Origin of the sequence: Actinokineospora auranticolor (assembly GCF_041897805.1) — a bacterium.
Lineage (GTDB): Bacteria > Actinomycetota > Actinomycetes > Mycobacteriales > Pseudonocardiaceae > Actinokineospora > Actinokineospora auranticolor.
Map to the genome: position 1 here is coordinate 537,049 of NZ_CP154825.1, position 24,214 is coordinate 561,262.

General features: G+C 71.7%; 18 protein-coding genes. 7 read left to right on the forward strand and 11 right to left on the reverse strand.

Translation table 11 applies throughout. The features are described from left to right. Nucleotides 1–45: 45 nt before the first annotated feature. Nucleotides 46–1,017, reverse strand: coding sequence for a helix-turn-helix domain-containing protein (locus V5P93_RS02720; protein WP_104477844.1), 972 nt, complete (start codon nucleotides 1,015–1,017; stop codon nucleotides 46–48). A gap of 166 nt (nucleotides 1,018–1,183) precedes the next feature. Between V5P93_RS02720 and V5P93_RS02725 the strand changes: the two genes are divergently transcribed. After that, entirely contained in the window at nucleotides 1,184–1,783 is a 600-nt protein-coding gene (locus V5P93_RS02725) for a TetR family transcriptional regulator (RefSeq protein ID WP_281261643.1), read from the forward strand. A 22-nt stretch (nucleotides 1,784–1,805) separates the two neighbouring features. Next, nucleotides 1,806–2,447 (forward strand): TetR/AcrR family transcriptional regulator, encoded by a 642-nt coding sequence (locus V5P93_RS02730; protein WP_104477617.1) that lies wholly within the window; start codon nucleotides 1,806–1,808, stop codon nucleotides 2,445–2,447. A gap of 1,324 nt (nucleotides 2,448–3,771) precedes the next feature. Here V5P93_RS02730 and V5P93_RS02735 read toward each other — a convergent pair. The 4 genes from V5P93_RS02735 to glp all read right to left on the reverse strand — a co-directional run bounded on the left by V5P93_RS02735 (nucleotide 3,772) and on the right by glp (nucleotide 9,319). Continuing rightward, complete coding sequence (locus V5P93_RS02735; protein ID WP_104477615.1) at nucleotides 3,772–6,057, reverse strand: AAA family ATPase; 2,286 nt, start codon at nucleotides 6,055–6,057, stop codon at nucleotides 3,772–3,774. Nucleotides 6,058–6,137: 80 nt separating this feature from the next. Further along, nucleotides 6,138–7,124 (reverse strand): CDP-diacylglycerol--serine O-phosphatidyltransferase, encoded by a 987-nt coding sequence (pssA, locus tag V5P93_RS02740; protein WP_104477613.1) that lies wholly within the window; start codon nucleotides 7,122–7,124, stop codon nucleotides 6,138–6,140. A gap of 2 nt (nucleotides 7,125–7,126) precedes the next feature. Continuing rightward, nucleotides 7,127–7,840, reverse strand: coding sequence for a phosphatidylserine decarboxylase (locus V5P93_RS02745; RefSeq protein WP_104477611.1), 714 nt, complete (start codon nucleotides 7,838–7,840; stop codon nucleotides 7,127–7,129). A 264-nt stretch (nucleotides 7,841–8,104) separates the two neighbouring features. Next, nucleotides 8,105–9,319 carry a gephyrin-like molybdotransferase Glp gene (glp, locus tag V5P93_RS02750; protein ID WP_374065253.1) on the reverse strand — a complete coding sequence of 405 codons (1,215 nt, stop codon included), beginning with the start codon at nucleotides 9,317–9,319 and terminating at the stop codon, nucleotides 8,105–8,107. A gap of 80 nt (nucleotides 9,320–9,399) precedes the next feature. On the opposite strand from glp, the gene V5P93_RS02755 reads away from it, so the two are divergent. The 3 genes from V5P93_RS02755 (at nucleotide 9,400) to V5P93_RS02765 (ending at nucleotide 14,925) form a co-directional block, all read left to right on the forward strand. Then, nucleotides 9,400–10,668: a serine/threonine-protein kinase gene (locus V5P93_RS02755; RefSeq protein WP_104477610.1), complete on the forward strand. Its 1,269-nt coding sequence runs from the start codon at nucleotides 9,400–9,402 to the stop codon at nucleotides 10,666–10,668. 176 nt (nucleotides 10,669–10,844) lie between these two features. Then, complete coding sequence (gene groL / locus V5P93_RS02760) at nucleotides 10,845–12,467, forward strand: chaperonin GroEL (RefSeq protein ID WP_104477608.1); 1,623 nt, start codon at nucleotides 10,845–10,847, stop codon at nucleotides 12,465–12,467. Nucleotides 12,468–12,714: 247 nt separating this feature from the next. Next, entirely contained in the window at nucleotides 12,715–14,925 is a 2,211-nt protein-coding gene (locus V5P93_RS02765; RefSeq protein WP_104477840.1) for an ATP-binding domain-containing protein, read from the forward strand. Nucleotides 14,926–15,012: 87 nt separating this feature from the next. On the opposite strand, the gene V5P93_RS02770 is transcribed toward V5P93_RS02765, so the two are convergent. From V5P93_RS02770 to V5P93_RS02785, 4 genes are all read right to left on the reverse strand, one after another. Next, nucleotides 15,013–15,492 (reverse strand): hypothetical protein, encoded by a 480-nt coding sequence (locus V5P93_RS02770; RefSeq protein WP_104477606.1) that lies wholly within the window; start codon nucleotides 15,490–15,492, stop codon nucleotides 15,013–15,015. A gap of 5 nt (nucleotides 15,493–15,497) precedes the next feature. Then, the gene (locus tag V5P93_RS02775) at nucleotides 15,498–16,103 is read right to left on the reverse strand and encodes an RNA polymerase sigma factor (RefSeq protein WP_104477605.1); all 606 of its coding nucleotides are present in this window, start codon (nucleotides 16,101–16,103) and stop codon (nucleotides 15,498–15,500) included. Between the two features lie 134 nt (nucleotides 16,104–16,237). Continuing rightward, a complete protein-coding gene (locus V5P93_RS02780) occupies nucleotides 16,238–16,555 on the reverse strand; it encodes a protease inhibitor I42 family protein (protein WP_104477603.1) in 318 nt (105 codons plus the stop codon). 383 nt (nucleotides 16,556–16,938) lie between these two features. Then, nucleotides 16,939–17,160: a PspC domain-containing protein gene (locus V5P93_RS02785; RefSeq protein WP_104477601.1), complete on the reverse strand. Its 222-nt coding sequence runs from the start codon at nucleotides 17,158–17,160 to the stop codon at nucleotides 16,939–16,941. A 96-nt stretch (nucleotides 17,161–17,256) separates the two neighbouring features. Between V5P93_RS02785 and V5P93_RS02790 the strand changes: the two genes are divergently transcribed. Further along, on the forward strand, nucleotides 17,257–18,105 hold the full coding sequence (locus V5P93_RS02790) for a MoxR family ATPase (RefSeq protein ID WP_104477599.1): 849 nt from the start codon (nucleotides 17,257–17,259) through the stop codon (nucleotides 18,103–18,105). 278 nt (nucleotides 18,106–18,383) lie between these two features. Here the strand turns inward: V5P93_RS02790 and V5P93_RS02795 are convergent, their stop codons facing one another. Further along, complete coding sequence (locus tag V5P93_RS02795; RefSeq protein WP_104477597.1) at nucleotides 18,384–19,721, reverse strand: M1 family metallopeptidase; 1,338 nt, start codon at nucleotides 19,719–19,721, stop codon at nucleotides 18,384–18,386. A 39-nt stretch (nucleotides 19,722–19,760) separates the two neighbouring features. Continuing rightward, the gene (locus tag V5P93_RS02800) at nucleotides 19,761–23,633 is read right to left on the reverse strand and encodes a Pls/PosA family non-ribosomal peptide synthetase (RefSeq protein ID WP_104477595.1); all 3,873 of its coding nucleotides are present in this window, start codon (nucleotides 23,631–23,633) and stop codon (nucleotides 19,761–19,763) included. A gap of 279 nt (nucleotides 23,634–23,912) precedes the next feature. On the opposite strand from V5P93_RS02800, the gene V5P93_RS02805 reads away from it, so the two are divergent. Beyond that, a complete protein-coding gene (locus tag V5P93_RS02805) occupies nucleotides 23,913–24,212 on the forward strand; it encodes a PadR family transcriptional regulator (protein ID WP_104477592.1) in 300 nt (99 codons plus the stop codon). The last annotated feature ends 2 nt before the right edge of the window (nucleotides 24,213–24,214 follow it).

The following is a 24,214-nucleotide window of genomic DNA, read 5'->3' on the forward strand; positions in this document are numbered from 1 at the left end:
GGTGGATGGGGCCGCGCCCGGGGTGGCTTCCGGGCGCGGCCCGCCTCACCGCGCGGGCGGCAGGTCCACGGGCACCCAGCCCTGTTCCGCGGCGCGCAAACCCGCCTGGAAGCGGGTTTGCGCGCCGAGCGCGTCCATCAGGTCGCGCAGCCTGCGCTGGAAGGTCCGGTAGCTCAGGCCGAGTTGCTTGGCGATGCTGCGGTCCGGCAGCCCGGCGGTGAGCAGGGTCAACATCCGCGAGTCCACAACGGACAGTTCGGGCGTGGTGTGCACGGCGAACGGCATGGCGTGCTTCCACAGGCTCTCGAACAGCTCGCCCAGCGCGTCGAGCAGCGTGCACGGCCGCACCACCAGCGCCGTGCCGAGGTCGGGCGCGGTCGAGTCGAGCGGCAGGATGCAGCGCACCCCGTCCACCAGGATCATCTTCAGCGGCGCGTCCGCCACCACCCGGGCCTGCTCGCCCAGCGCTACCCCCGCCTCCAGGTCGGCCTCCAGGTGGTGCAGCTCGACCGCCGACCGGTCGTAGACGCCGCGGAACCGCACGCCCCGACCGAGCAACTCGCGCTCGACCGGGTGCAACACCGACGGCGGCTGCGCGTACGGCGGCTTGTCCACGAACCGGACCTCGTCGACCGCCGACCGCATGAGCTGCGCGGCCCGCTTGCTGATCTCCTCGCCGCCGCGCACGACCTCCAGCAGCTCGGCCGGGTCGACGTCGCGCACCTTGCGCCGCTGCCACTCCCGCAGCTCCGCCTGCAACGCGCGGACCCGCTCCAGTTCCCGTTCCCGGCGCAGCACCAGCCCGCCCAGCCCCACCTCGGGGGCCACCGCGGTGAACCGCGCGGGCCTGCCGCTGGACCGGCTCACCAGTTCCTTCGCCACCAGCCCGCGCAGCACCGAGCCGAGCCTGCCGACATCCATGCCGAGCCGCGCGCCCAGTTCGGTCGTGGTGCCGGATTGGTCCAGCAGCGCCCGGTAGACCTCGACGTCGACCGGCCGCAGATCACCCTCCGCCATTGCCTCGATGATCCACCGACCGCGCGGGCCGCGCATCCCCCGTCCCGGTCGAGATCGGGTGTTCTCCCACGGATACCGGGGAATTCACCGATCCGCCTTGCGGCGCAGCGATTCCCTGACAGAAGGCCCCTAGACGGGTTCCCGCGCGCTCGGCAGACTCGGAGGAGTGTCTGCGACGAGGCAAGCACTTCTGGGTGCGGCGGTGGTCGTGTTCGACCGCATGGGCTACCGCAGAGCCACTGTTGACGAGGTCTGCACCATCGCCGGGGTCACGAAGGGTGCGCTGTACGGTTGTTTCGCCTCCAAGCGCGACCTCGCACTCGCCGTGCTCGACCACGAGGAGCGCGCGCTGATGACCGCCCGCGCCGCGCTGCACGGGCGGCACCGCGCGCCGCTACAGGTGTTGGTCGACCTCGTGCACGTGCACGCCCGCCAACAGGTGACGGCGAAACTGCTGTTCCAGATGCCCGGCTACCAGACCCGCGCCAGGTCCCAAACCCGGCGCTGGACACGTGCGGTCCACGACCTGTTGCAGGAAGCCCAATACCGGGGCGAACTGCGCGCGGCCGTCGACCTGAACCGGGCGGCGGGCGCCATCGTCACCGCACTGGTAGGAGTGGAGCGGATGGGGCTCGCACTGACCACTGAGGACGAACCGGCCGTCGGCGTCACCCGCGCGCTGCGCACGTGGCTGACCGCCCTGGCCCGCCCCGAAGCCCTGCTGCGGCTGCGGTGGGGTCCACCGCGCGACATCGGCCGGACCTGACAGTCGACGGAGGTGCAGTGTCGTGGTTGAACGCGCACAAGGCCCCCGAACCCGGGCCCGCCTGGTCACCGCCGCGATCGACCTGTTCGACCGCGACGGCTACGAGGAGACGTCCCTGGACGCGGTGTGCAGGAGGGTGGAGTTGACGAAAGGGGCGCTGTACAGGCACTTCCCGTCGAAGCAGGCGCTGGCGGTGGCGGTCGTGGAGGACTACCTGGCCCACGCCCACCAGGTCCGGGGCCGGGCCTGGGCAGCGACCCGCGACCCGGTGCTGGCCCTGGTGGACGCCACCACGGAACTCACCGAATCCGCCCGAACCACCCCACTTGTCCGCGTAGCCGTGCGGCTGGTGATCACGGCGGAGTTGTTCGACCTGGTGGCGGGAGCCCACTTCCTCGGCCTGGTTGCGGTTGCGCGGGACCTGCTGGATGAGGCCGTGCTCGTGGGAGAAGTGCGACCGACGGTGAATACGACGGAGGAGGCCATGGGCATCACGGCGATGCTCATCGGAGCCCAGACTCTGGCGGTCCTGATGCCCGCGGACTGCGACATCCCGGCCCACGTGACCACCGACTGGGCCCACCGACTCGACCGGGTGCTGCTCCCCAGGCACCGCGACCGAGTAGCCCGCACGGCCCACGCCCTGCACCACATCTGCGGCTGAGCTGAGGTCCACTGCGGACTTCGGAAACCGTCCACCGGCGGACCACCATCCTTCTCCGACCACCCGCCGTCCGCCGCTCACGAGACACCGTCCGATTGGAGCGGACTGCGGACATGATGTCTCGTACGCCGGTCATACCGGGAGATCGGCGAGTGGCCGACCCGGATGTCGGGTAGTGCCAAGACGAAACTCCGGACGGCGTCGATAGCCGATGCGGTGCCTTGGTCCACGTCGCGGCCGTGTGCCGTGGACAGCCCCGATCGGTGGTCGAGTTTGGCATGGCGCGGCCGGTGTGGGTGCGGCCAAATTGGCCGCGGAGCTGGCTGTGTTGTGCCGAGGACCCGGCTGAGGGCAGGTGCGGCAGGTGGGTGCCCACGGTCGACCTGATCGATACTCGCACCCTGTCGATGGCCTCGTCAGGCTGCGCGGGCACGAGCACGCGTCCCGCGCCGAGGTCTTCGATGGTCCGCTCGGCGCGCCGGTGACCATGGGCCTGCTCGAGCTGCCTCGAACCACCTCCGTGAACCCGGCGCGGCGAGTTGTCGGTGGGCAGCTACCCGGCTGCGGTCGAGATGGTGGCCGCAGGCAGCGGCGACCTTGGGGGTGGTTGGGGCGGGCGAGTGAGGTCCGGTGCGTCGTGATTGGCGGGCAGGGTGGCCGCGCAGGGGCACGGAGTGAGTGAAGTGGGTGGCGGGTGAGAAGAGGTGGAGCGGGTTGGACGGGTGGCTAGGGGAGCAGGGGCGGGCGAGGGCGCGGTGAAGCGGCCCGATGATCGTTGGGCCAGGCCAGGCCAGGCCGAGCGGGCCAGGCCGAGCGGGCCAGGCCGAGCGGGCCAGGCCGAGCGGGGCTGGGCCGAGCGGGGCGGGGCCGCGCGGGGCGGGGCCGCGCGGGGCGGGGCCGCGCTGGGCTGGGCCGCGCTGGGCTGGGCAGGGCAGGGCCGGGCAGAGCTGGGCTGGGCCGCGCTGGGTAGGGCAGGGCCGAGCAGGGCTGGGTGGGGTTGAGGCCGTCAGGGTCTGGCAGGCGGGGTGGGCTGTGGGGCAGGGCGGGCAAGGGGATGGACGGGGCGAGTGGAGTGGCATGTGGGCGAGCAGGGGTGGAGTGCGGCGGGGGTGGGGCATGGGTGGCTAGGGGGTGCGGGAGTTGGCGAGGGGCGAGGAATGTGGGCGCGGTGAAGCGGCCCGCCGGGGTGGGTCGGGCTGGGTGAGGTTGGGGATTGGGGTCGTCGGGGTGTGGCGGGGGCGTGGGTGGGCAGGAGGCGTGGGGTGAGTGGAGCGGGTGGGTGGAGTGAAAGGGGTGGAGTGAGGCGGGGGTGGGGGATCGAGGGCTAAGGGGTGCGCGAGTTGGCGTAGGCCTCGAGGGAGGCGAGTTGGGCGGGGTCGAGGGAGGGGCGGACGTTGGTCCTGGCCTTGGTGAGGTGGGCGGTGGTGACCACGGTGGCGTCGAGGGATTCCCGCATGGCGGTGAGGGCGGCTTCGCGGATTAGGGCGGAGCAGTCTGCGGCGGAGTAGCCGTCGAGGGATTGGGCGTAGGTGTCCAGGTCGACGTCGTCGGCGAGGGGGGTGTTGCGGCTGGTGGCGCGGAGGATTGCGGACCGGGCCTCGGCGTCGGGTGGGGGGACGTAGATGAGGCGTTCCAGGCGGCCGGGGCGGAGCAGGGCCGGGTCGACCAGTTCGGGGCGGTTGGTCGCGCCGACCACGACCACGTCGCGGAGGGGTTCGACGCCGTCGAGTTCGGTGAGCAGGGCGGCCACGACGCGGTCGGCGACGCCCGAGTCGGAGGACTGGCCGCGGCGGGGGGCGAGGGCGTCGACCTCGTCCAGGAAGATGAGGGCGGGGGCGGCTTCGCTGGCGCGGCGGAACAGTTCGCGGACGGCTCGTTCGGACTCGCCCACCCATTTGTCCATGAGTTCGGCGCCCTTGACCGCGATGACGTTGAGTTGGCCGGTGCCCGCGAGCGCGCGGACGAGGAAGGTCTTGCCGCCGCCGGGTGGGCCGTAGAGGAGCACGCCGCGCGGTGGGGCCACGCCCAGGCGGGCGAAGGAATCCGGGTAGCGCAGCGGCCAGAGGACCGACTCGGTCAGCGCCTGCTTGGTCTCGACCATGTCGCCGACGTCGTCGAGCTGGATGTCGCCCGCGCGCACGGTGTCCGAGGTGCTGACCGAGGTGGGGCGGACGGTTTCCAGGGCGCCGAAGACGTCTTCGGTGGCGATGCGGGGGTCGCCGTCGCCACTGTGGCGCAGCGCGGCGCGGATAGCGGCTTCACGGCGCAGGGCGATGAGGTCCGCCGCGACGAAGCCCGGGGTGCGCTCGGCCAGCGCCGGGAAGTCCACACCGGACTCGACGGGGAGATCGCGGAATAGGACGCGTAGTAGCTCGGTGCGGTTCTTGCCGTCCGGCAGGGGGAGGCGTAGTTCGCGGTCCACCAGTTCGACGCCGCGCAGTCGGGGGTCGACCGCCTCGGGGTGGGCCGTGGTGGCCACCAGCGCGACGCGGGGGGTGCCGATTGCCGAGCGCAGTGCCTCCAGCACGACCGTGGCCAGGGGCGGTGGGGAAGTGGCGGGTAGCAGCGCGTCGACGTCGTTGATCATCAGGATGGCCGCGCGCCCGGCCGCCGAGTGCTCGCGGACCGCGCGGATCGCCGCGTTGACCCGGCTCGCCGCCGCGTTCGCCTCCAGCACCGCCACCGTCGGCCCGACCAGCTCGACCACCTCGGCGTCGATCGAGTGCGCCACCGACCGCACCACCGTCGCCTTGCCCACGCCCTCCGGCCCGGTGATCAGCACGCCGAGCCGGGGCGCCGCGCCCAGCTTCGCCAGCAGCTCCGGCCGGGTGAACGCCAGCTCGAACCACTCGCCCAGCTTGCGCGCCGCGTCCGTCGAGCCCACCAGGTCGGCCAGCGGCACCGGCACCGGCTCCGGCGCCTCGACCACCTCGTCCGCCAGGTCGACCGGCTCGGCCGACTCGACCACGGCCGCCGTCACCTGACCCGCCCCGGCCTGACCGACCGCGGGGGCCTGCCCGCGCTCGCCCGTGCGCACCCCGTCGCGCCAACCGACCACAGTGGACGGGTGGACCGTGACCGCGCCCGACGGCTCGACCGCGGTGATGGTGAGCAGCTCGGTCGTCCACGTCATCCCGATGGCGCGCGAGAGCTGACCCCGCACCCCCGGCACGTCCGCGCCCGGCGGCGGCGCGAGGTCCTGCGGCAGCAGCGACACCGCGTCGCCGATCGTCAACACCTTGCCCAGCAGCGCCAGGCGGACCGTCTCCGGTGTGAGCGACACCGACGCCAGGCGCGACCCTGCGACCGTGACCGACCGCGCGGCGGTGACCTCCACAGGGGACACCACCACCTCCGCGCCCTCGGTGACCCCGAGGTTGGACATGGTGACGTCGTCGAGCAGCACGACACCCGTGGCGCCCGCGTGGTCGCCCTCGGCGGCCAGGGCGGCGCTGATCCGGGCGCCGGTGAGCCGCACGGCGTCCCACTGGCGCAACCCGAGCGCGCCGAACACCTCGGGGTGCAGGCGGACGACACCGCGGCGGGTGTCGAGGGCCGACGGCGAAAGGCGCGCCGTCAGCGTGATCTGAGCAGAGAACGGTGATCCCACGACGTCGAGACTAGAGGGTTCGCGCCGATCGCAGAGAAAGTTGTCCACAGGCCCCGATGTCACTCCTGCGAGTGATTGCGTCAGCGGGTCTTGGACTCGCCGGGGCGCTGGTGTTTGCGCAGGCCGGTGCGGCGCCAGCCGCGGGTGCGCGGGACCGGGCGCGGGTCCTTGGGCAGCGCGATCTGGTGCTGGTCGCCGTTGCGGATCGGCCGCATGACGGCCCGGCGGGCGGCGCCCGCGACCCGGCGCAGCGGCGGGCGCAGGCCGAGGCGGCGGCTGGAGCCGTGCGCCCGGCGGATCGCGCGGCGCTCGCTCGGCGGCACGGCCCAGGCCTCGGGGTGCTTGGCGAGCCACTGCTTGCGGCGCACCGCGTAGGGGATGTGCAGCAGGTACAGCGCCAGGATCAGGCACAGGGAGATCTGCGGGTAGGTGATCACCGCGGCGGCCAGCAGGCCCACGCCGACCAGCAGCGGCGCCACCGCGCGCGGGGAGACCTTGATGGTCTTCACCGACAGCGTCGGGATGCGGCTGATCAGCAGGGCCGCGATGGCGACCGTCCACACCATCACCGCGGCCTTCGACTGCCACCAGTGCCCGTGGTCGCCGAACTCGTTGGTCAGGATCAGCGGCACCAGCGCCAGCAGCCCGCCCGCGGGCGCGGGGACGCCGACGAAGAACTCCTTGGCGTACAGCGGCTGCTCGGAGTCGTCCAGCAGCGTGTTGAACCGCGCCAAGCGCAGGATCATGCAGACGGCGAATACCAACGCCACGACCCAGCCGACCCGGTCGCCGCCGAACCGCCAGATGTAGATCATCAGCGCGGGCGCGACGCCGAACGAGATCGCGTCGGCCAGCGAGTCCAGCTCTGCGCCCATCTTGCTGGTCGCGTCGAGCAGCCGGGCGATGCGGCCGTCGAGGCTGTCGAGCACCGCGGCGATGGCGATGGCCGCGATGGCGGCGCTGTACTGGCGGTTGAGCGTGAACTGCACCGCCGACAGACCGGCGCACATGGCGAGCACGGTCAGCGCGTTCGGCAGCAGCCGGACGCCGGGCGCTGTCGGGGCCATGGTCAGGCCCCCGACGGCAACTCGGCCAAGATGGTCTCCCCACCGATAGTGCGCTGTCCGGGCTCTACGAGCACACGGCTGCCCACGGGCACGTAGAGGTCCACACGCGACCCGAAGCGGATCAGGCCGTACGTGGCGCCCGCGAGCACCTTGTCACCGTCGGAGACCTGACAGATGATCCGCCGCGCCACCAGCCCCGCGATCTGCACGACGGCCAGGTCCTGGCCGTCCTCGGTGCGCAGGTGCAGGCTGTTGCGCTCGTTGACCTCGCTGGCCTCGTCGAGGTCGGCGGAGAGGAACTGGCCGGACTTGTGCACCGCGCGCACCACTTCGCCGGAGGCGGGCACGCGCTGGACGTGCACGTCGAACACCGACAGGAACACGCTGACCCGCAGCATCGGCGCCGAGCCCAGCTCCAGCTCGGCGGGCGGCACCGCCTCGACGACGTGCGACACCGTGCCGTCGGCGGGCGCCACCGCGATCCCCGGACGACGCGGCGTGACGCGCTTGGGCTCGCGGAAGAACCACGCCAGCCAGGCCGTGAACACCGCGCTGAGCACACCCGCCCGCCGCGACGCCCGGCGCACCGCCAGCGTCGCCGCGATCGCGCCCAGGATGAAGGGCCTGCCACCGGGGTGCACCGGCGGGATGATGCTCTTGGTCAACTCGACGGCGTGCTGGAGCGCGCCTGCCTTCTGGGGCTGCTGAGCGGTCATCTGGTCGCTGGTTCCTCGCGAGTCGGCCGGATTTCCGCACACGCTACGCCAACCGGGCACCTGCCCAGGAAGGTAGCCACCGCCTGGGAAAGCTTGAGGCACCCGATATCCGCGTGCGCGCCCCCCGACGGCGGACACGCGAGATCGGGTGCCTCAAGATCGAGCGCCCCGTACGGAGCGCACCCAGTCTAACCGGGCAGGACTTGGGGATCAACGGTCTCCGTGGGGAAATGACCATCCGAACCACAAACCTGTTGCCGACTTTCAATCAAGAAGTACCAGGTCAACCTCGTCGCCGACCTCGACGCGGTCCACGCCCGCCGGTATCTCGATGAGGCAGTTGGAAGCCGCGAAGGAGGCCAGCAGGTGGGATCCCGGCCCACCCACCGGGACGACCTCCACCTGACCCGCGTCGTGGCAGCCTCGTCGGTACTGCACGCGCCCCGAGGGCGAGGACATCGCGACGGTTGTCTTGGCGCGGGTACGCGCTCGGTCGACCCCGGTGTGCCCGAGCGCGGTCAACAGCGCCGGGCGCACGAACAACTCGAACGACAGGGCGGCGCTTACCGGATTGCCCGGCAACGTGACGACCGGAAGCCCCTCGAACACCCCACGCCCCTGCGGCCCGCCCGGCTGTACCGCGACCCGGACGAACTCCACGCCATGACCGTCCAAGGCGTCCTTGACGACCTCGTAGGCGCCCGCGCTCACCCCGCCGGACGTGATGAGCAGGTCCGCCTCGGCGGCGTGAGCGGCGATCGTCGACCGGAAGGCGTCCACGTCGTCCGGGACGAACCGCAGCACGGTGGCCTCACCGCCGATCTCTTGCACGGCCGCGGCCAAGAAGACGCTGTTGGACTCGTAGATGTGCCCCGGCGGCAACGGCTCCCCAGGGGCGACCAACTCCGAGCCCGTCGACAAGACGAGAACCCTCGGCGGACGACGCACGGGCAGTTCGCCCACCCCGATCGCCGCTGCGAGGCCCAGTTGGGGTGCGTGCAGAACAGTGCCCGCCCGCAGCACGACAGTGCCTACCGCGACGTCTTCACCGCTGAACCGCACATGGGTCCGTTCGGTTACCGACACATCGATACGTACGACGTCCGTACCGCCGTCTGTGTGCTCCACCTGCACTACGGCGTCCGCACCGGCGGGCATCGGCGCACCGGTCATGATCCGCTGCGTGGTTCCCGGCGCCAACGGCCGCACATCGACCCGCCCCGCCGGGATGTCGTCGGCGACCGGGAGCCGGACCGGTTGGTCCGCGCTCGCACCGGCCACATCGGACGCGCGAACCGCGTACCCGTCCATGGCGGAGTTGTCGAACGGCGGCAGCGACACGCCCGACACCACGTCCTCGGCGAGCACCAGGCCGACGCACCTCCCCAGCGGTCGCGGCGCCACGGGCAGCCGCGGCACCAGGTCGACGATCTCCTGCCGGTACTCGCGCGGGGTCAGCCCGCGCCTCGCTACGGTCACGGGGCCATCTTGCCCGTCCGACCGGCGGGTATGCCGGAACCGGACGCGGACGCCGGGGAGCGGACGTTAGGCTCGCGGGCGTGTCGGAGGACCTCACCGGGCGTCGCCTAGGGCATTACCGCATCGACGGTGTGCTCGGTAAGGGCGGGATGAGCGTCATGTACCGGGCCACCGACATCAGACTCGGCCGCAAGGTGGCCCTCAAGGTCATCGCCGAGCACCTCACCGAGGACCCCGAGTTCCGCGAGCGGTTCGTCGACGAGGCCCGCAACACCTCCGCGATCGACCACGCCAACGTCGTGCCGCTCTACGACTTCGGCGAGACCGACGGGCTGCTCTACATCGCGATGCGGCTGGTCGACGGCTCGGACATGGCCAGCCTGATCAAGGACGGCCCGTTAGCCCCGCAGCGCGCGCTGAACCTGCTCGGCCAGGTCGCCGAGGCGCTCGACAACCTGCACGAGCGCGGTCTGGTCCACCTCGACGTCAAGCCGGCCAACGTCCTGGTCACGACCCGCGAGTCGGCCACCGAGCACATCTACGTCGCCGACTTCGGCCTGACCCGGCGCGGCGCGACCGGTCACCGCACCCGTGGCGGGGACTTCCTCGGTTCCCCCACCTACGCCGCACCGGAGCACCTGCGCGGTGAGCCCGTGGACGGCCGTACCGACGCCTATTCGCTCGCCTGCGTCCTTTTCGCCTGCCTGGCCGGTCGACCTCCCTTCCAAGGACAGGTCGCGGAGGTCATCCAGGGACACCTCAACCGGGAGCCACCCACCCTCACCGACTTCGTGGCGCTACCGCCCGCGATCAACGACGTAGTGCGTCGCGGCATGGCCAAGAGCCAAGCGCAGCGCTACAGCAGCTGTCGCGAACTGGTGGCAGCCGCTCGTCGAGCGCTCGCGGGGGCACAGCAGCGACCGCAGCAGCAGCGGAACCCGAACGCGACTCTTGTCGAACGACCGCACTTCCCGCCGTCGGGGCCGCAGCCGATCCAACCGGAGCCCATGCGGCTGCGACCGCCCACACCGGTCGGCACGAACACCTACGACCCCTTCGACGCGGTCATCACGCGCAAGAAGGGCAAGAAGAGGTGGTTGGCCCCTGTGATCGCCGGGGCCGTCGCGGTCGCGGCCGTCGTGACCGCTGTGATCCTGTTCGCGGGTGGGGGTGGTTCGGGTGGCGATTCGCCCGAGACCAGCACCACACCGACGCCGCCGATCAAGGTCGGTCCAGAGGGGACCTCGGACCGCCCGACCACCCGGCCGAGCCGTCCGACCAGCACGACCCCGTCCCGGCCGACCACCCGCCGGACCCTCCCGCCGATCACGATCGTGCCACCCCCCTGAGGCAGGTTCCTTGCACTCCGGGGGTGAGAGTGCTAAAACCGGAACTGGCACTCGGGGTCCCCGAGTGCCAGAAGGTCGGGACGGTGAGGCCGGCGGCGCAGTCCGCCAGGTCGTCCGTCGCGGGCACCGAGCCTGGCCGCGCTACGTGAATCCATCCGATGGAGGACCACACCGCAATGGCCAAGTTGATCGCGTTTGACGAGGAAGCGCGTCGCGGTCTCGAGCGCGGACTGAACACCCTCGCCGACGCCGTCAAGGTGACGCTCGGCCCGAGGGGCCGCAACGTCGTGCTCGAGAAGAAGTGGGGCGCGCCGACCATCACCAACGACGGCGTCTCGATTGCCAAGGAGATCGAGCTCGAGGACCCGTGGGAGAAGATCGGGGCCGAGCTGGTCAAGGAGGTCGCGAAGAAGACCGACGACGTCGCCGGTGACGGTACGACCACCGCGACCGTGCTCGCCCAGGCGCTGGTGCGCGAGGGTCTGCGCAACGTCGCCGCCGGTGCCGACCCGCTGTCGCTCAAGCGCGGCATCGAGCAGGCCGTCGAGGCCGTCATCGAGCAGCTGCACAAGTCCGCCAAGGAGGTCGAGACCAAGGAGCAGATCGCGGCCACCGCGTCCATCTCCGCGGGCGACACCACCATCGGCGAGCTGATCGCCGAGGCCCTCGACAAGGTGGGCAAGGAAGGCGTCATCACCGTCGAGGAGAGCAACGCGCTCGGCATGGAGCTGGAGCTCACCGAGGGCATGCGCTTCGACAAGGGCTACCTGTCGGCGTACTTCGTCACCGACCCCGAGCGCCAGGAAGCGGTCCTCGAGGACCCGTACATCCTGCTGTTCGGCTCCAAGATCTCCTCGGTCAAGGACCTGCTCCCGCTGCTGGAGAAGGTCATGCAGGCGGGCAAGCCGCTGCTGATCATCTCCGAGGACGTCGAGGGCGAGGCGCTGGCGACCCTGGTCGTCAACAAGATCCGCGGCACCTTCAAGTCGGTCGCCGTCAAGGCCCCCGGCTTCGGCGACCGCCGCAAGGCGATCCTGCAGGACATCGCCACCCTCACCGGTGGCCAGGTCATCAGCGAGGACGTCGGCCTCAAGCTCGAGAACGCCGACATCGCGCTGCTGGGCAAGGCCCGCAAGGTCGTCGTCACCAAGGACGAGACCACCGTGGTCGAGGGCGCCGGTGACGCCGAGCAGATCCAGGGCCGCGTCAACCAGATCCGCGCCGAGATCGAGAAGTCGGACTCCGACTACGACCGCGAGAAGCTCCAGGAGCGCCTGGCGAAGCTCGCGGGCGGCGTGGCCGTCATCAAGGCCGGTGCCGCCACCGAGGTCGAGCTCAAGGAGCGCAAGCACCGCATCGAGGACGCGGTGCGCAACGCCAAGGCCGCCGTGGAGGAGGGCATCGTCGCCGGTGGCGGCGTGGCCCTGCTGCAGGCCGCCGAGGCCGCGTTCTCCGGCCTGAAGCTGGAGGGCGACGAGGCCACCGGCGCCAACATCGTCAAGGTCGCCGTCGAGGCCCCGCTCAAGCAGATCGCGGTCAACGCCGGTCTCGAGGGTGGCGTCGTGGTGGAGAAGGTCAAGGGCCTCCCGCAGGGCCACGGCCTCAACGCCGCCACCGGCGTCTACGAGGACCTGCTCGCCGCGGGCGTGCCGGACCCGACCAAGGTGACCCGCTCGGCGCTGCAGAACGCCGCGTCGATCGCCGCGCTGTTCCTCACCACCGAGGCCGTCGTGGCCGACAAGCCGGAGAAGGCAGGCGCGGCTCCCGCGGGCGACCCGACCGGCGGCATGGACTTCTAAGCGAGTCCCGCCACCACAGCTCCACCGGCAGGGCCCGGTCCGCGACGCGGACCGGGCCCTGCCTTTTCACGTTTCGCTGATTCACCCGGCGGGAAGTCTTGCCGCGCGCCCGGCCGGGTGCGCTAGATTGAGGAATCGCCATAAAAAATAGCCCCGTTCCCATGTGGGAAAGTGGCTATGCGGAGATTATAAGGCAATTGGAGGACGAGTGTCAACCGAGCTCGACGTGGAGCAGGAATACGTCACCATGCTCTACGCGCACCTCGACGGGCTCCGGGCCGACACCGACTCCAGGCTGGCCACGACCCTGCGCGAGAGCAGCAGCAGCCCCACGGCGATGACCCACCGGGACGCGGCCACCGCGCACTACAGCGAACTGCTCGCCCAATACGGCGCCGTGGAGAACGGGCTGTGCTTCGGCAGGCTGGATTTCACCGACGGCGTCCGTAGTTACATCGGCCGCATCGGCCTGTTCGACACCGAAGGCGACTACGAACCGCTGTTGATGGATTGGCGCGCGCCCGCCGCGCGGCCCTTCTACCTGGCCACCGCCGCGTCCCCCGACGGGGTGCGCAGGCGCCGCCACATCCGCACGTCGCAGCGCAAGGTCACCGCCGTCGACGACGAGGTGCTCGACCTCGGCGCGGGCGGCCGCGACGCGCACGACGGCGTCACCGGCGAGGCCGCGTTGCTCTCCGCGCTCAACGCCGCGCGCACCGGCCGGATGTCCGACATCGTCGAGACCATCCAGGCCGAGCAGGACGAGATCATCCGCTCCGGCCTCAACGGCGTCCTGGTCGTCCAGGGCGGGCCGGGCACCGGCAAGACCGCCGTGGCGCTGCACCGGGCCGCGTACCTGCTCTACACCTACCGCCAGCAGCTCTCCCGGCGCGGCGTGCTGATCGTCGGCCCGAACGCGACGTTCCTCAAGTACATCGGCCAGGTCCTGCCGTCCCTCGGCGAGACCGGCGTCCTCCTGCAGACCGTCGGCGATCTGTACCCCGGGGTGCGCGGCACCCGCCCCGAACCCGCCCGGGCCGCCGAGATCAAGGGCCGGATCGACATGGTCGACGCGCTGCGCAAGGCCGTGCACGACCGCCAAGAGCTGCCCGATGAGCCGATGACGCTCATCGTCGAGCGGGAGGAGCTGACGCTCGACGCCCCCACGGTGAAGGCCGCCCGCACCCGCGCCAGACGCTCGCGCAAGCCGCACAACGAGGCCCGGCCGCTCTTCGCCGAGGAGATCGTCGCCGCCCTCACCCGCCAGGAGGCCGAGCGGCTGGGCGCGGAGTTCCTCGACGCGGGCGACCTCGCCGACATCCGCCGCGAGATGGCCGCCGACCCGGTCGTGCAGGACGCCATCGAGACCCTGTGGCCGCAGCTGACCCCGCAGCGGCTGCTCACCGACCTCTACGCCGCCGCGGACCGCCTGGCCTCCGCCCTCCCCGACCTCGACGAGGCCGACCGCGCGCTCCTGCTGCGCTCACCCCGACTCGGCTGGACCGCCGCCGACGCGCCGCTGCTCGACGAGGCCGCCGAACTGCTCGGCGTCGACGACCGGGCCGAGCGCGCCGCCGAGGCCCGCCGCCGCCGCGACGAGCAGGACTACGCCCAGGGCGTCCTCGACATCCTGCAGATGGAGGACGACGCCGACCCCGACATCCTCACCGCCTACGACCTCATCGACGCGGGCAGGCTCGCCGAGCGCCACGACGACGAGGACCACCGCACCGCCGCCGAGCGCGCCGCCGCCGACCGGAGCTGGACCTTCGGCCACGTCATCGTCGACGAGGCCCAAGAGCTGTCTGCGATGGCCTGGCGGGTGCTGATGCGCCGCTGCCCGTCGCGCTCGATGACCCTGGTCGGCGACGTCGCGCAGACCGGCGACCTGGCGGGCACCGACACCTGGGCGGGCACCCTGGCGCCGTACGTGGCTGACCGCTGGCGGCTGACCGAGCTGACCGTCAACTACCGCACGCCCGCCGAGGTCATGGCGGTCGCCGCGGACGTGCTGGCCGAACTCGGGACCGGCCTGGCGGCGCCGCGCTCGGTGCGCGAGACCGGTGTCGAACCGTGGCGCCTGCGGGTGGACCCGGCGGAGCTGGCCGACACCGTGGCCGGGCTGGCCGCGGACCAGGGAGCCGGCACGTTGGCCGTGATCGCGCCGTCGGCGCTGGTGGACGAGGTCGGTCGCGCGGTGCTCGGGCGCGTGCCGGACGCGGGGTTGGGGGACCGGCCGGAGCTGGAGAGCCGGGTGGTGGTGCTCACCGTGGCCCAGTCGAAGGGGTTGGAGTTCGACGCCGTGCTCGTCGTGGAACCCGCCGCCGTGGTCGCCGGGTCCGAGCGCGGCCGCAACGACCTGTACGTGGCGCTGACCAGGTCGACCCAGTGGGTCGGGGTCGTGCACGCGGCCGAACTGCCCGCTGCGCTGGCGAACCTCGTGGAGCGTGCGGTCTAGCGCGTCAGCGCCTCCACCGCACTTTTCCGCTACCGCCGGCCGAGCACACCAAGTCGGGAACGGTGCCGGGTGGGGAAAGAGGGGGTCTTACAGCTCGACGGTGGGGGTGACGACGGTGCGGGGTTTGGGGCCACCGTTCATGCGCACCAGGATCTGCGTAGTGCCACGGGGGACCTCGGTCAGCACAAACCGACCGCCTTCGTCCGCCGTAGTGGCGGAGGAGCCGTGGTCCGCGACGCGCACCTCGACGCCGTGCTCACCCGCGGGCACCAGCCAGCCGTCGATGCGCTGCTTTTCACCGGTTCGGGTGACGTTGACCATGACCGTCAGGTCGCCGACGAAGAACGTGATGGTGCCCGGGGCGCCACCGCGCACACCGACCAGCGAGTGCGACTCGGCCCACCGCGCGGCCTCCAGCTCGACCTCGGCATCGATGTCCTCGATGGCGATGGCGAACTGGGCCCGCGCCACGAGACCTGGTGGCACCGGGTCGAGCTCGTCGACCAGCCTGGCGACCTGCGACAGCCAGTACTCCTGCTCGGCGGGTTCCATCTCGTAGTCGTCCATGGTCCTCATCTGCCACCATCCCCATCGTGGTACAGCGCGCGCAGGGTGTTGATGCACCGCCCCCGCGTCGGCCCGATGCTGCCGTGCGGCATCCGCAGCTGTTCGGCCACGACGCGGTACTCGGCACGACCGGCCAGCACGGTCAGGCGCAGCAGCTCCTGGCAGCGCTGGTCGAGCTTGTGGAACGCCGACCACAACTGCCGGTCGCGTTCGGTGCGCAGTGCCTCGGCCTCCGGCATCGGCTCGGTGCTCAGCACGTGCTCGGCCACCTCGGGGGACAGCTCGACCTGGGCGCTGCCGCGCTGCCGGGTCCGGCTCGCCTCCCGGCGGGCGGTGGTGATCAGCCACCCGACCAGGGCCTTGGGTTCGGTGATGGACTCCACGTGGCGCAGCAGCGCCAGCCACACGGTCTGCACGACGTCCTCGGCCGCGGCCCGGTCGAGCCCGCCGCCTCTGGCGATGTGCCACACCAGCGGCGTCAGCTCGGCCACCAGGACGTCCAGCGCGGCCTTGTCGCCCGCGCGCGCCGCCAGGACGCACGCGGCGTGGCGCTCCGCCCCTTCCAGGCCGTCCCACGGCGGGTTGGTCCTTGCCGTGTGGAGCTCGGTCACCGCTCCCACCCCATTCTCCGTCTGCCGGGGTCGTGCATTCCGCTCGCCCTGCTCGCCTCGCCCGACGGTGCGGCCGTGCGACCAGGCACAGCCATCCTCACACGCGCGGGGGCGGCTGTCCGCCACCAGTGCCCTCAGACCGCGTGCAGGACGAAGGTCAGCGCCTGCCGCGGCAGCGGTTCCCACGGCTCGGCCAGCTCGGCCCGGAGTTCGTGCAGTCCGGTCGTCGTCACGTCGAACGCCAGTCGTCGCACCCCGGCGGCACCGGGGGCACCCGCGCCCACCGCCGCCGGGACGTGCTCGTCGGCGATCAGGCGCAGTGCCTCCGGCAGCCACCAGCGCCACCGGTAGCCGGTGGCCGTGGACTCCGGGAGCCGTAACTCGACGGTATCCCCCCGGTGCAACTCGGTTGGCCCGTCGGCGTCGCCTACCCCCAGGTGCACCAACGCCATGCCCCGCTCCTTCTCCCGGCCCGACCTCGAACCCCGTGGCCCAGGACGCGGTACGGCGGCTGGACGGGTCCCCTGCACCCGTCCAGCCGCCAGTGGTCCGCGCCTTCACGCCGACGTCCGGTCAACGCGACCGGACGCGCCCTCAGGCAGGCCTGTCCCCACAGGCCCTGGCACGGAGTCGGAGCACCCCCGGGCGCCGCACGACGCGTGCGGCCGCTGCCGCTGCGGGCCGTGGTCCATGGCGCTCTCCGTGGGGCGAGTAGTTTTACTCAGACACCGGAGAAGAGCGGCGAAGTCGGTCGTGGATACGTCCAGGATCTGTCAGGTTTGAGACGTGGCCGGATTGTGACGATCGGTTCGTCCCCCGTGGTACGACCGACGGGTCAGTCATCTTCCGGCATGATCAGCCAGCAGGCCAGGTAGATTATGGCGCCCGTGCCGAATCCGAGCAGGGTGGCGACCACCAGCAGGATCCGCACCAGGGCGGCGTCGAGGCCGAGGGTCTTGGCGATGCCACCGCACACCCCCGCGACCTTGCGGTCGGTGCGGGAACGGCGGAGCTTGCGGACCGCGGTCTGGGCTTCGGTGTACATCGTGTTCGTCATGGCACAAGAATCGCTGGTCAGCGGGCTCTTGCCATCGGGGATCGTCCCGGAAACCGGACTGGGGGTCCACCCTGGGGTCGGGTTAGGGTGGCCCGTATGCGGACCCCGGGTGAGCTTGCCGAGGCGCTGGACCGGGTCGGCTACCTGGCCGACGAGGGCCTGGCCACCGCGGCTTTCCTCGCGTCGAAACTGGGGAGACCGCTGTTCTGCGAGGGTGAGCCCGGAACGGGTAAGACGGCGTTGGCGTCCGCTTTGGCCCGTGCGTTGAATGTCGACCTTGTGCGGTTGCAGTGCCATGAGGGCATAGACGCCACCCAGGCCCTCTATGACTGGGACTTCCCCCGGCAACTTCTGCACCTTCGGGCAACGGACGGTCCGGGGCGCGAAGAGGACATCTATACGCGCCGGTTCCTCTTGGCCCGTCCGTTGCTGCGCGCGTTGGAATCGGCGCCGTGCGTATTGCTGATCGATGAGATCGACCGCGCCGACGACGAGTTCGAGGCGTTTCTGCTCGAGGTGGTCAGCGAGCACGCCGTCACGATTCCCGAGCTGGGCGAAATCCGGGCGGCCGAACCGCCACTGGTCGTGCTGACCTCCAACCGGACCCGCGAGGTGCACGACGCGCTCAAGCGCCGCTGCCTCTACCACTGGCTGGACCACCCCGACCTGGAGCGGGAGCTGGCCATCCTGCGCCGCCGGGTGCCCGGGGTGTCCGAGCGGCTCGCGGCCCAGGTGGTGGGCGCGGTGCGCAGGCTGCGGGCGGCGGAACTGCTGAAGCCGCCCGGCGTGGCGGAGGCGATCGATTGGGCGGCGGCGCTGCTGGCGCTGGGGCGCACGGAATTGGACGCGCGGACCGCGGCGGTCACCTTGGGGGCGGTGCTGAAGTACCGGGAGGACGCCGACCGGGTGACCGCGGCGGGCCTGGAAGCGGTCGTGGCGGGCTGATTCCCGCGCCGCGGAAAATGGGTCGCGAGCGTCGTGGCCCGCGGCGCATCATTGTTGTGGGAAAACCGAAAGCCGGAGGTCACCGCGTTGCGGTGGGCGGTTCGCCTACGCGACGTTGTGGCGGCGTCGCGCGCGGAACGCGGTCCATTGTGGACCACTCCGGTGTTCCCACGTGCTCACCTGGCGCGCCCCGCGCCCGGCAGGACTGCCGAGTGGCGGCGGGGGGCGGTGCGGTGCGGACCCGGCGTGACCCGGGTCCGCACCGCGCAAACCGTTCCTCAGTGCGGCAAACGGGGTAAGGCCGGGTTGTGCAACCACGCGGTGAACAGCTCGTCCAGCGGCCATGGTGTGTGCCGCTGGGCGAGCGTCACGAAGCCGTCGGTGGTCACCGAGCCGTGCCGGTTGGCCGAGGTCCACACCTTCACCAGCGCGAAGAACGCCGTCTCGCCCATCCGACGCCGTAGTGCGTGCAGGGTCAGCGCACCGCGCAGATAGACGCGGTCGTCGAAGAGGCGGCGCACACCCGGGTCGGACAGCTTCAGGTCCTGCGGCATCGCCGCCACCCGCTGCCACGCGCGATGTGCGTGCGCCTCCGCGGGCTCGCCGCCGGACACCTCCGACCAGAGCCATTCGGCGTAGTTGGCGAAACCCTCGTTGAGCCAGATATGGCGCCACTGCGCCACGGTCAGGCTGTTGCCGAACCACTGGTGCGCCAACTCATGGGCTACCAACCGCTCGCTGCCCCTCTTACCGTCGAGGTGGTTGGTGCCGAAGACGGACACGGACTGCGCCTCGATCGGCGCGTCCAACTCCGCGTCCACCACCACTACGCCGTACTGCTCGAACGGGTAGGGGCCGAACATCCTCTCGAACTCCACCAGCATCTGCGGCTGGCGGCCGAAGTCGTGCGCGAACCGGCCCGCCAACCGGGCCGGGATGGCCGCGTGCATCATCGGCACGGTGGCGAACGAGTACTCCGCGTACCGTCCGATTTGGACGCTGACCAGGTAGGTCGGGGTCGGCTGGGAGAGCCGGAACTGCCAGGTCGTGGTGCTGGCCGCGGACTGCTTGGCCTCCAGCACCCCGGTCGCGATCACCTGGTACGGGGTCGCGGTGGTCACCGAGATCCGGTAGGTGGCCTTGTCCGAGGGGTGGTCGTTGCACGGGAACCACGACGGCGCCCCCACCGGCTGGCTGGCCACGATCACCCCGTCGTCGAGGTAGTCCCACCCGATCTCACCCCACCGGCTCGGCACAGGGGCCGGGGAGCCGGTGTAGCGGATGTCGACGGTGAACCGCGCGCCGTCGGCCAGGGGCCGCTGCGGGGTGATGACGAGCTTGCGGCCCCGCTGCGCGTGCCGGACGGCCTTGCCGTCGACGGTGACCTTGCCCGCCCGTAGGCCGGACAGGTCCACACTGAACCTCGACAACGCCTGGGTGGCCACCGCGGTGATCCGGGCGCGACCGTCCAGCCTGCCCGGACCCACGCGGTAGTTCAGGTCGATGTCGTAGTGCAGCGTGCGGTAGCCACCGTTGCCGTTCTCGGGCAGGTAGGGGTCACCGGAGGTGCCCGCGCCGGGCTGCCCGGCGCGAGCCGGGTCAGCCTTGGCGCTCATAGGACTATTCAACATCACGCTAGGGCTGATCTCCACGCGTCAGCGCTTGGTCGTCCACGCGGAGATGGGGTTACCGAGCCAGCGGGTGCCCTCCGGCACGGACTCGCCGCGCATGACCAGCGAGGCGGGGCCGACCGTGGTGCGGTCGCCGATGGACGCGCCCGGCAGCACGATGCCGTGCGGGCCCAGCGTGCCGCCCGCGCCGATGGTGACGGTGTCCATGCTCATGATCCGGTCGTGGAACAGGTGGGTCTGCAGCACGCAGCCCCGGTTGACCGTCGCGCCGTCGCCCAGCCGGACCAGGTCGGCCTCGGGCAGCCAGTAGGTCTCCACCCAGGCACCCCGGCCGATGCGCGCGCCGAGGCCGCGCAGCCAGGTGTTGAGCAGCGGCGTGCCGTGCGACCAGGCGGCGAACCACGGCACCCCGAGCATCTCCACGAAGGTGTCCGCCAGCTCGTTGCGCCAGACGAACGAACTCCACAGTGGATGGTTGACGGTGCTGAACCGCCCCACCAGGGCCCACTTGGCCAGCGCCGCGACCACGCAGGCCAGCACACCGGCGCCGAGCAGCAGCACCCCGCCCAGCGTCAGGCCGAGCCAGAAGCCCAGGCCGGTCAGCGCGGCGGCCACGAGCACCGCCAGCGCCGCCGAGGCCATGACCGGCACGACCCGGCACAGCTCGACCAGCGCGCGGGCGACCACCAGCCGCCGGGGCGGGTTGAAGGTGGTGCTCTCGTCGCCGGTCTCCACCGTGCGCGGCAGCTTCATCGGGGGCATGCCGAGGTAGGAGGAGCCCGCCTTGGCCTTCTTCGGGGTCGAGGACAGCACGCCGACCAGACCGCGCTTGGGCACCGCGCGACCGGGGGCCGTCATGCCGGAGTTGCCGAGGAAGGCGCGCTTGCCGACCCGCGCGTTGTCGATGCGCAGCCAGCCGCCGCCCAGCTCGTAGGAGCCGATCATGGTGTCGTCGGCCAGGAACGCGCCGTCGCCGACCTGGGTCAGGCTGGGCAGGGCGAGGACCGTGGAGGCCTCGACGCCCTTGCCGACCTTCATGCCGAGCGCGCGCAGCCACACCGGGGTGAGCAGGCTCGCGTACATCGGGAACAGGCCGGTGCGGGCCAGGCCCATCAGCCGCTCGGTCGCCCACGCCTGCCACGCCACCCGGCTGTGCACGGCGTGCTGACCGGGACGCAGGCCGAGGGAGAGCAGGCGCACGGAGACCAGGATCAGCAGCGCGTAGGTCGCCATCCAGACCAGGGTGACCAGCGGGACCGCGATGAGCGCCTGCGTGGTCGCGGCGCCGAGGGTGGCCGTGCCGGTCAGGAAGGTCATCAGGATCCACAGCGCGGGCACGGCGGCCACGATCGGCAGCAGGCTCAGCGCGAACGAGGTCGCCGCGTAGATCGCCACCCAGCGCTTGCGGCGGGCGGGGCGCCTACCCTTGCCGTTCGCCTTGCCGCTGCGCGACGCGGGCGCGCCGGACCAGCGCTGACCAGGGGGAACCGTGCCCTGGACGCCCGAACCGGGGGCCACCTCGGCGCGCTTGCCGACGTGCGCGCCGGGGAACAGCGTGCTGCGCGCGCCGACCGTGGCGTGCGCGTCGATCCGGATCCGGCCGACGTGCAGGACGTCACCGTCCAACCAGTGCCCGGACAGGTCCACCTCGGGCTCCACCGCCGCGCCGCGGCCCAGCCGCAGCATGCCGGTCACCGGCGGGAGGGAGTGCAGGTCGACGTCGGGGGAGATGCGCGCGCCGAGGACGCGTGCGTAGTGGGTCATCCAGGGGGCGCCTTGCAGGCCCGCGGCGCCGGTGAGGTCCACTACGCGCTCAGCGGCCCAGATACGCAGGTGCACACTGCCGCCGCGCGGGTAAGAGCCCGGTTTGACGTTACGCAGCAGCAGACGGGCGGTACCGGCGGCCAGCGCCAACCGACCCCACGGGCTCAGGAAGACCAACCAACCCGCGAACACGAGCCACCACGACACCTTCGGTGCCCACGGCAGACCGACGAGGTTGTTCACCGCGGCCAACGCGACAGCCCACCGCGCACCGACGACGGTCAGCATCGGCAGCGTGAGGAGCGTCTGCGCGATCTGTGCCCGTCGCGGCGTGGGTAGCACTACCCGGTCGGTCTGGGCGCTCGCAGCAGCAGCGTCGATGTGCGCGGCGAGCTTGCCCAGCGTCGGGTTCTGGTACAGGTCGGCGACCGCGATGCCGGGGTGCTGCTCGCGGATGCGGGAGACCAACTGCGCAGCGCCGAGGCTGCCGCCGCCGTTGGCGAAGAAGTCGGCACCCGGGCGGCTCACGGCCACCCCGAGCAGGTCGCGCCACAACCCGGCCAGCCACCGCTCGGTGTCGGTGAGCGCGGCCGTGTCCACCTCGGAGGTGTCCAGGTCCAGCGGCCACGGCAGGGCGTTGCGGTCGACCTTGCCGGAGGTGCGCGTCGGCAGCGTCTCGACCTCGGCGATCAGCGGGACCAGCGCGGCGGGCAGCGCGGCCCGCAGCCGCTCCACGGCGGCGTCCGCGTCGAACCCGGGCTGGGCGACCACGTAGCCGACCAGCAGCTGGTTGCCCGCGCCGGTCTGCCGCACGGCCGCCGCGGCGCCCGCCACGTTCGGCAGCGCCTGCAGCGCGGCGTCGACCTCGCCCAGCTCGATCCGCCTGCCGCCGAGCTTGACCTGCTCGTCGGCGCGACCGAGGAACAGCAGGCCCTCGGGCTCGGCCTTGACCATGTCGCCGCTGCGGTACGCGCGGTCCCAGGCCAGCGCGGGCAGCGGGGCGAACTTCTCGGCGTCCTTCTCCAGGTCGAGGTAGCGGGCCAGGCCCGCGCCGCCGATGACCAACTGGCCGGTCTCGCCCATCGGCAGCAGCTCACCCGCCTCGTCGACCACGGCCAGCTCCCAACCGTCGAGCGGGAGGCCGATGCGGACGGGGCCCTCGCCGGTCAGCGGGGCGGCGCAGGCCACCACGGTCGCCTCGGTGGGGCCGTAGGTGTTCCACACTTCGCGACCGGGCACCGCGAGGCGCTCGGCCAGCTCGGGCGGGCACGCCTCGCCGCCGAAGATCAGCAGCCGGACCGCGTCCAGCGCCTCGCCCGGCCACAGCGCGGCCAGCGTCGGCACGGTGGAGACCACGGTCACGCCCCGCTCGACCAGCCACGGGCCCAGGTCGACGCCGGTGCGCACGAGGGCGCGCGGGGCGGCGACCAGGCAGGCGCCGTTGCGCCAGGCCAGCCACATCTCCTCGCAGGAGGCGTCGAAGGCAACCGAGAGGCCCGCGAGGACGCGGTCGTCGGCGGTGATGGGCTCGTCGGCGAGGAAGAGGTCGGCCTCGGCGTCGACGAACGCGGCGGCGCTGCGGTGGCTCACCGCGACGCCCTTGGGCTTGCCGGTGGACCCCGAGGTGAAGATGATCCACGCGTCGTCGTCGGCCGTGGGGGAGCCGGGGACGCCGGTGGGGGTCACGCGCGGGGTGATGGCGCGGTTCGGTCCGATGACGACGCAAGCGTTTGCCTCGTCGAAGACCAGGTCGGCGCGCTCGTCGGGGTCGTCGAAGTCGACGGGGACGTAGGCGGCGCCCGCGGTCAGGACCGCGAGGATGCCGATGTAGAGGTCGGCGGTGCCGGACGGCACGCGGATGCCCACGCGGTCGCCGCGGCCGACGCCCGCCTGGACCAACCGGGTGGTGAGGGTGTCGACCTCGTCGCGCAGGGCGCGGTAGGTCAGGACGGTCGTGCCGTCGTCGATCGCGTCCGCGTCCGGGTTGCGGACGGCGGTCTCGGTCAGGACGTCGACGAGGGTGCGCGGGGCGCTCTCGGGGCCCGCGCGGAAGACGGCGAGGCCTCGGGCGGCGGCCTCGGCGAGCGGGTCGGCGGAGTCGAGCAGAGACGGCGAGTGATCGATCATCGTCATCGCGTCTGACGCATTTCTCACCTTTTCGGTGGTGTCCTTCGACTGGTCCGCGACCGTCCCGGGCTGGGCGGGCGCGTCGGAACGAGCACGTTACCGGCCTTTCCATCGACCTGTCGCATCGATCCATTACCGACGTGTCGTGATTCACATCCTTGTGGCGCAACGGTTTTCCTATCGGATCTCGATATCGTGATCCGATATTTAGTCTGTTTACCGGCTATATACAGCAGTTATGACTACTTATCGGCAGTCGATATCGGTGTGCGATATCGTGGAGCGATGGATGTGGTCCGAGAGTTCGCCAACGGGGCGCTGCGGCTGCGGGTGCTCCGCTACGCCGCTGTCGCCGAGGTCCACGGCGCCTTGCTCGCCGAGGACCTGGCCGCGCGTGGGCACCGCGTGTCGCCCGGCACGCTCTACCCGCTGCTGCACCGCCTGCAAGAGGCTGGATTGCTCAAGTCGCGCACGGAGGTGGTGGACGGCCGACGTGTGCGCCGGTACCGGACGACCAAACGAGGTAAGAAGGTGTTGGCGGACTGTCGTGCGGTCCTCGCCGAACTGGCCGAAGACATGGCGTGAGG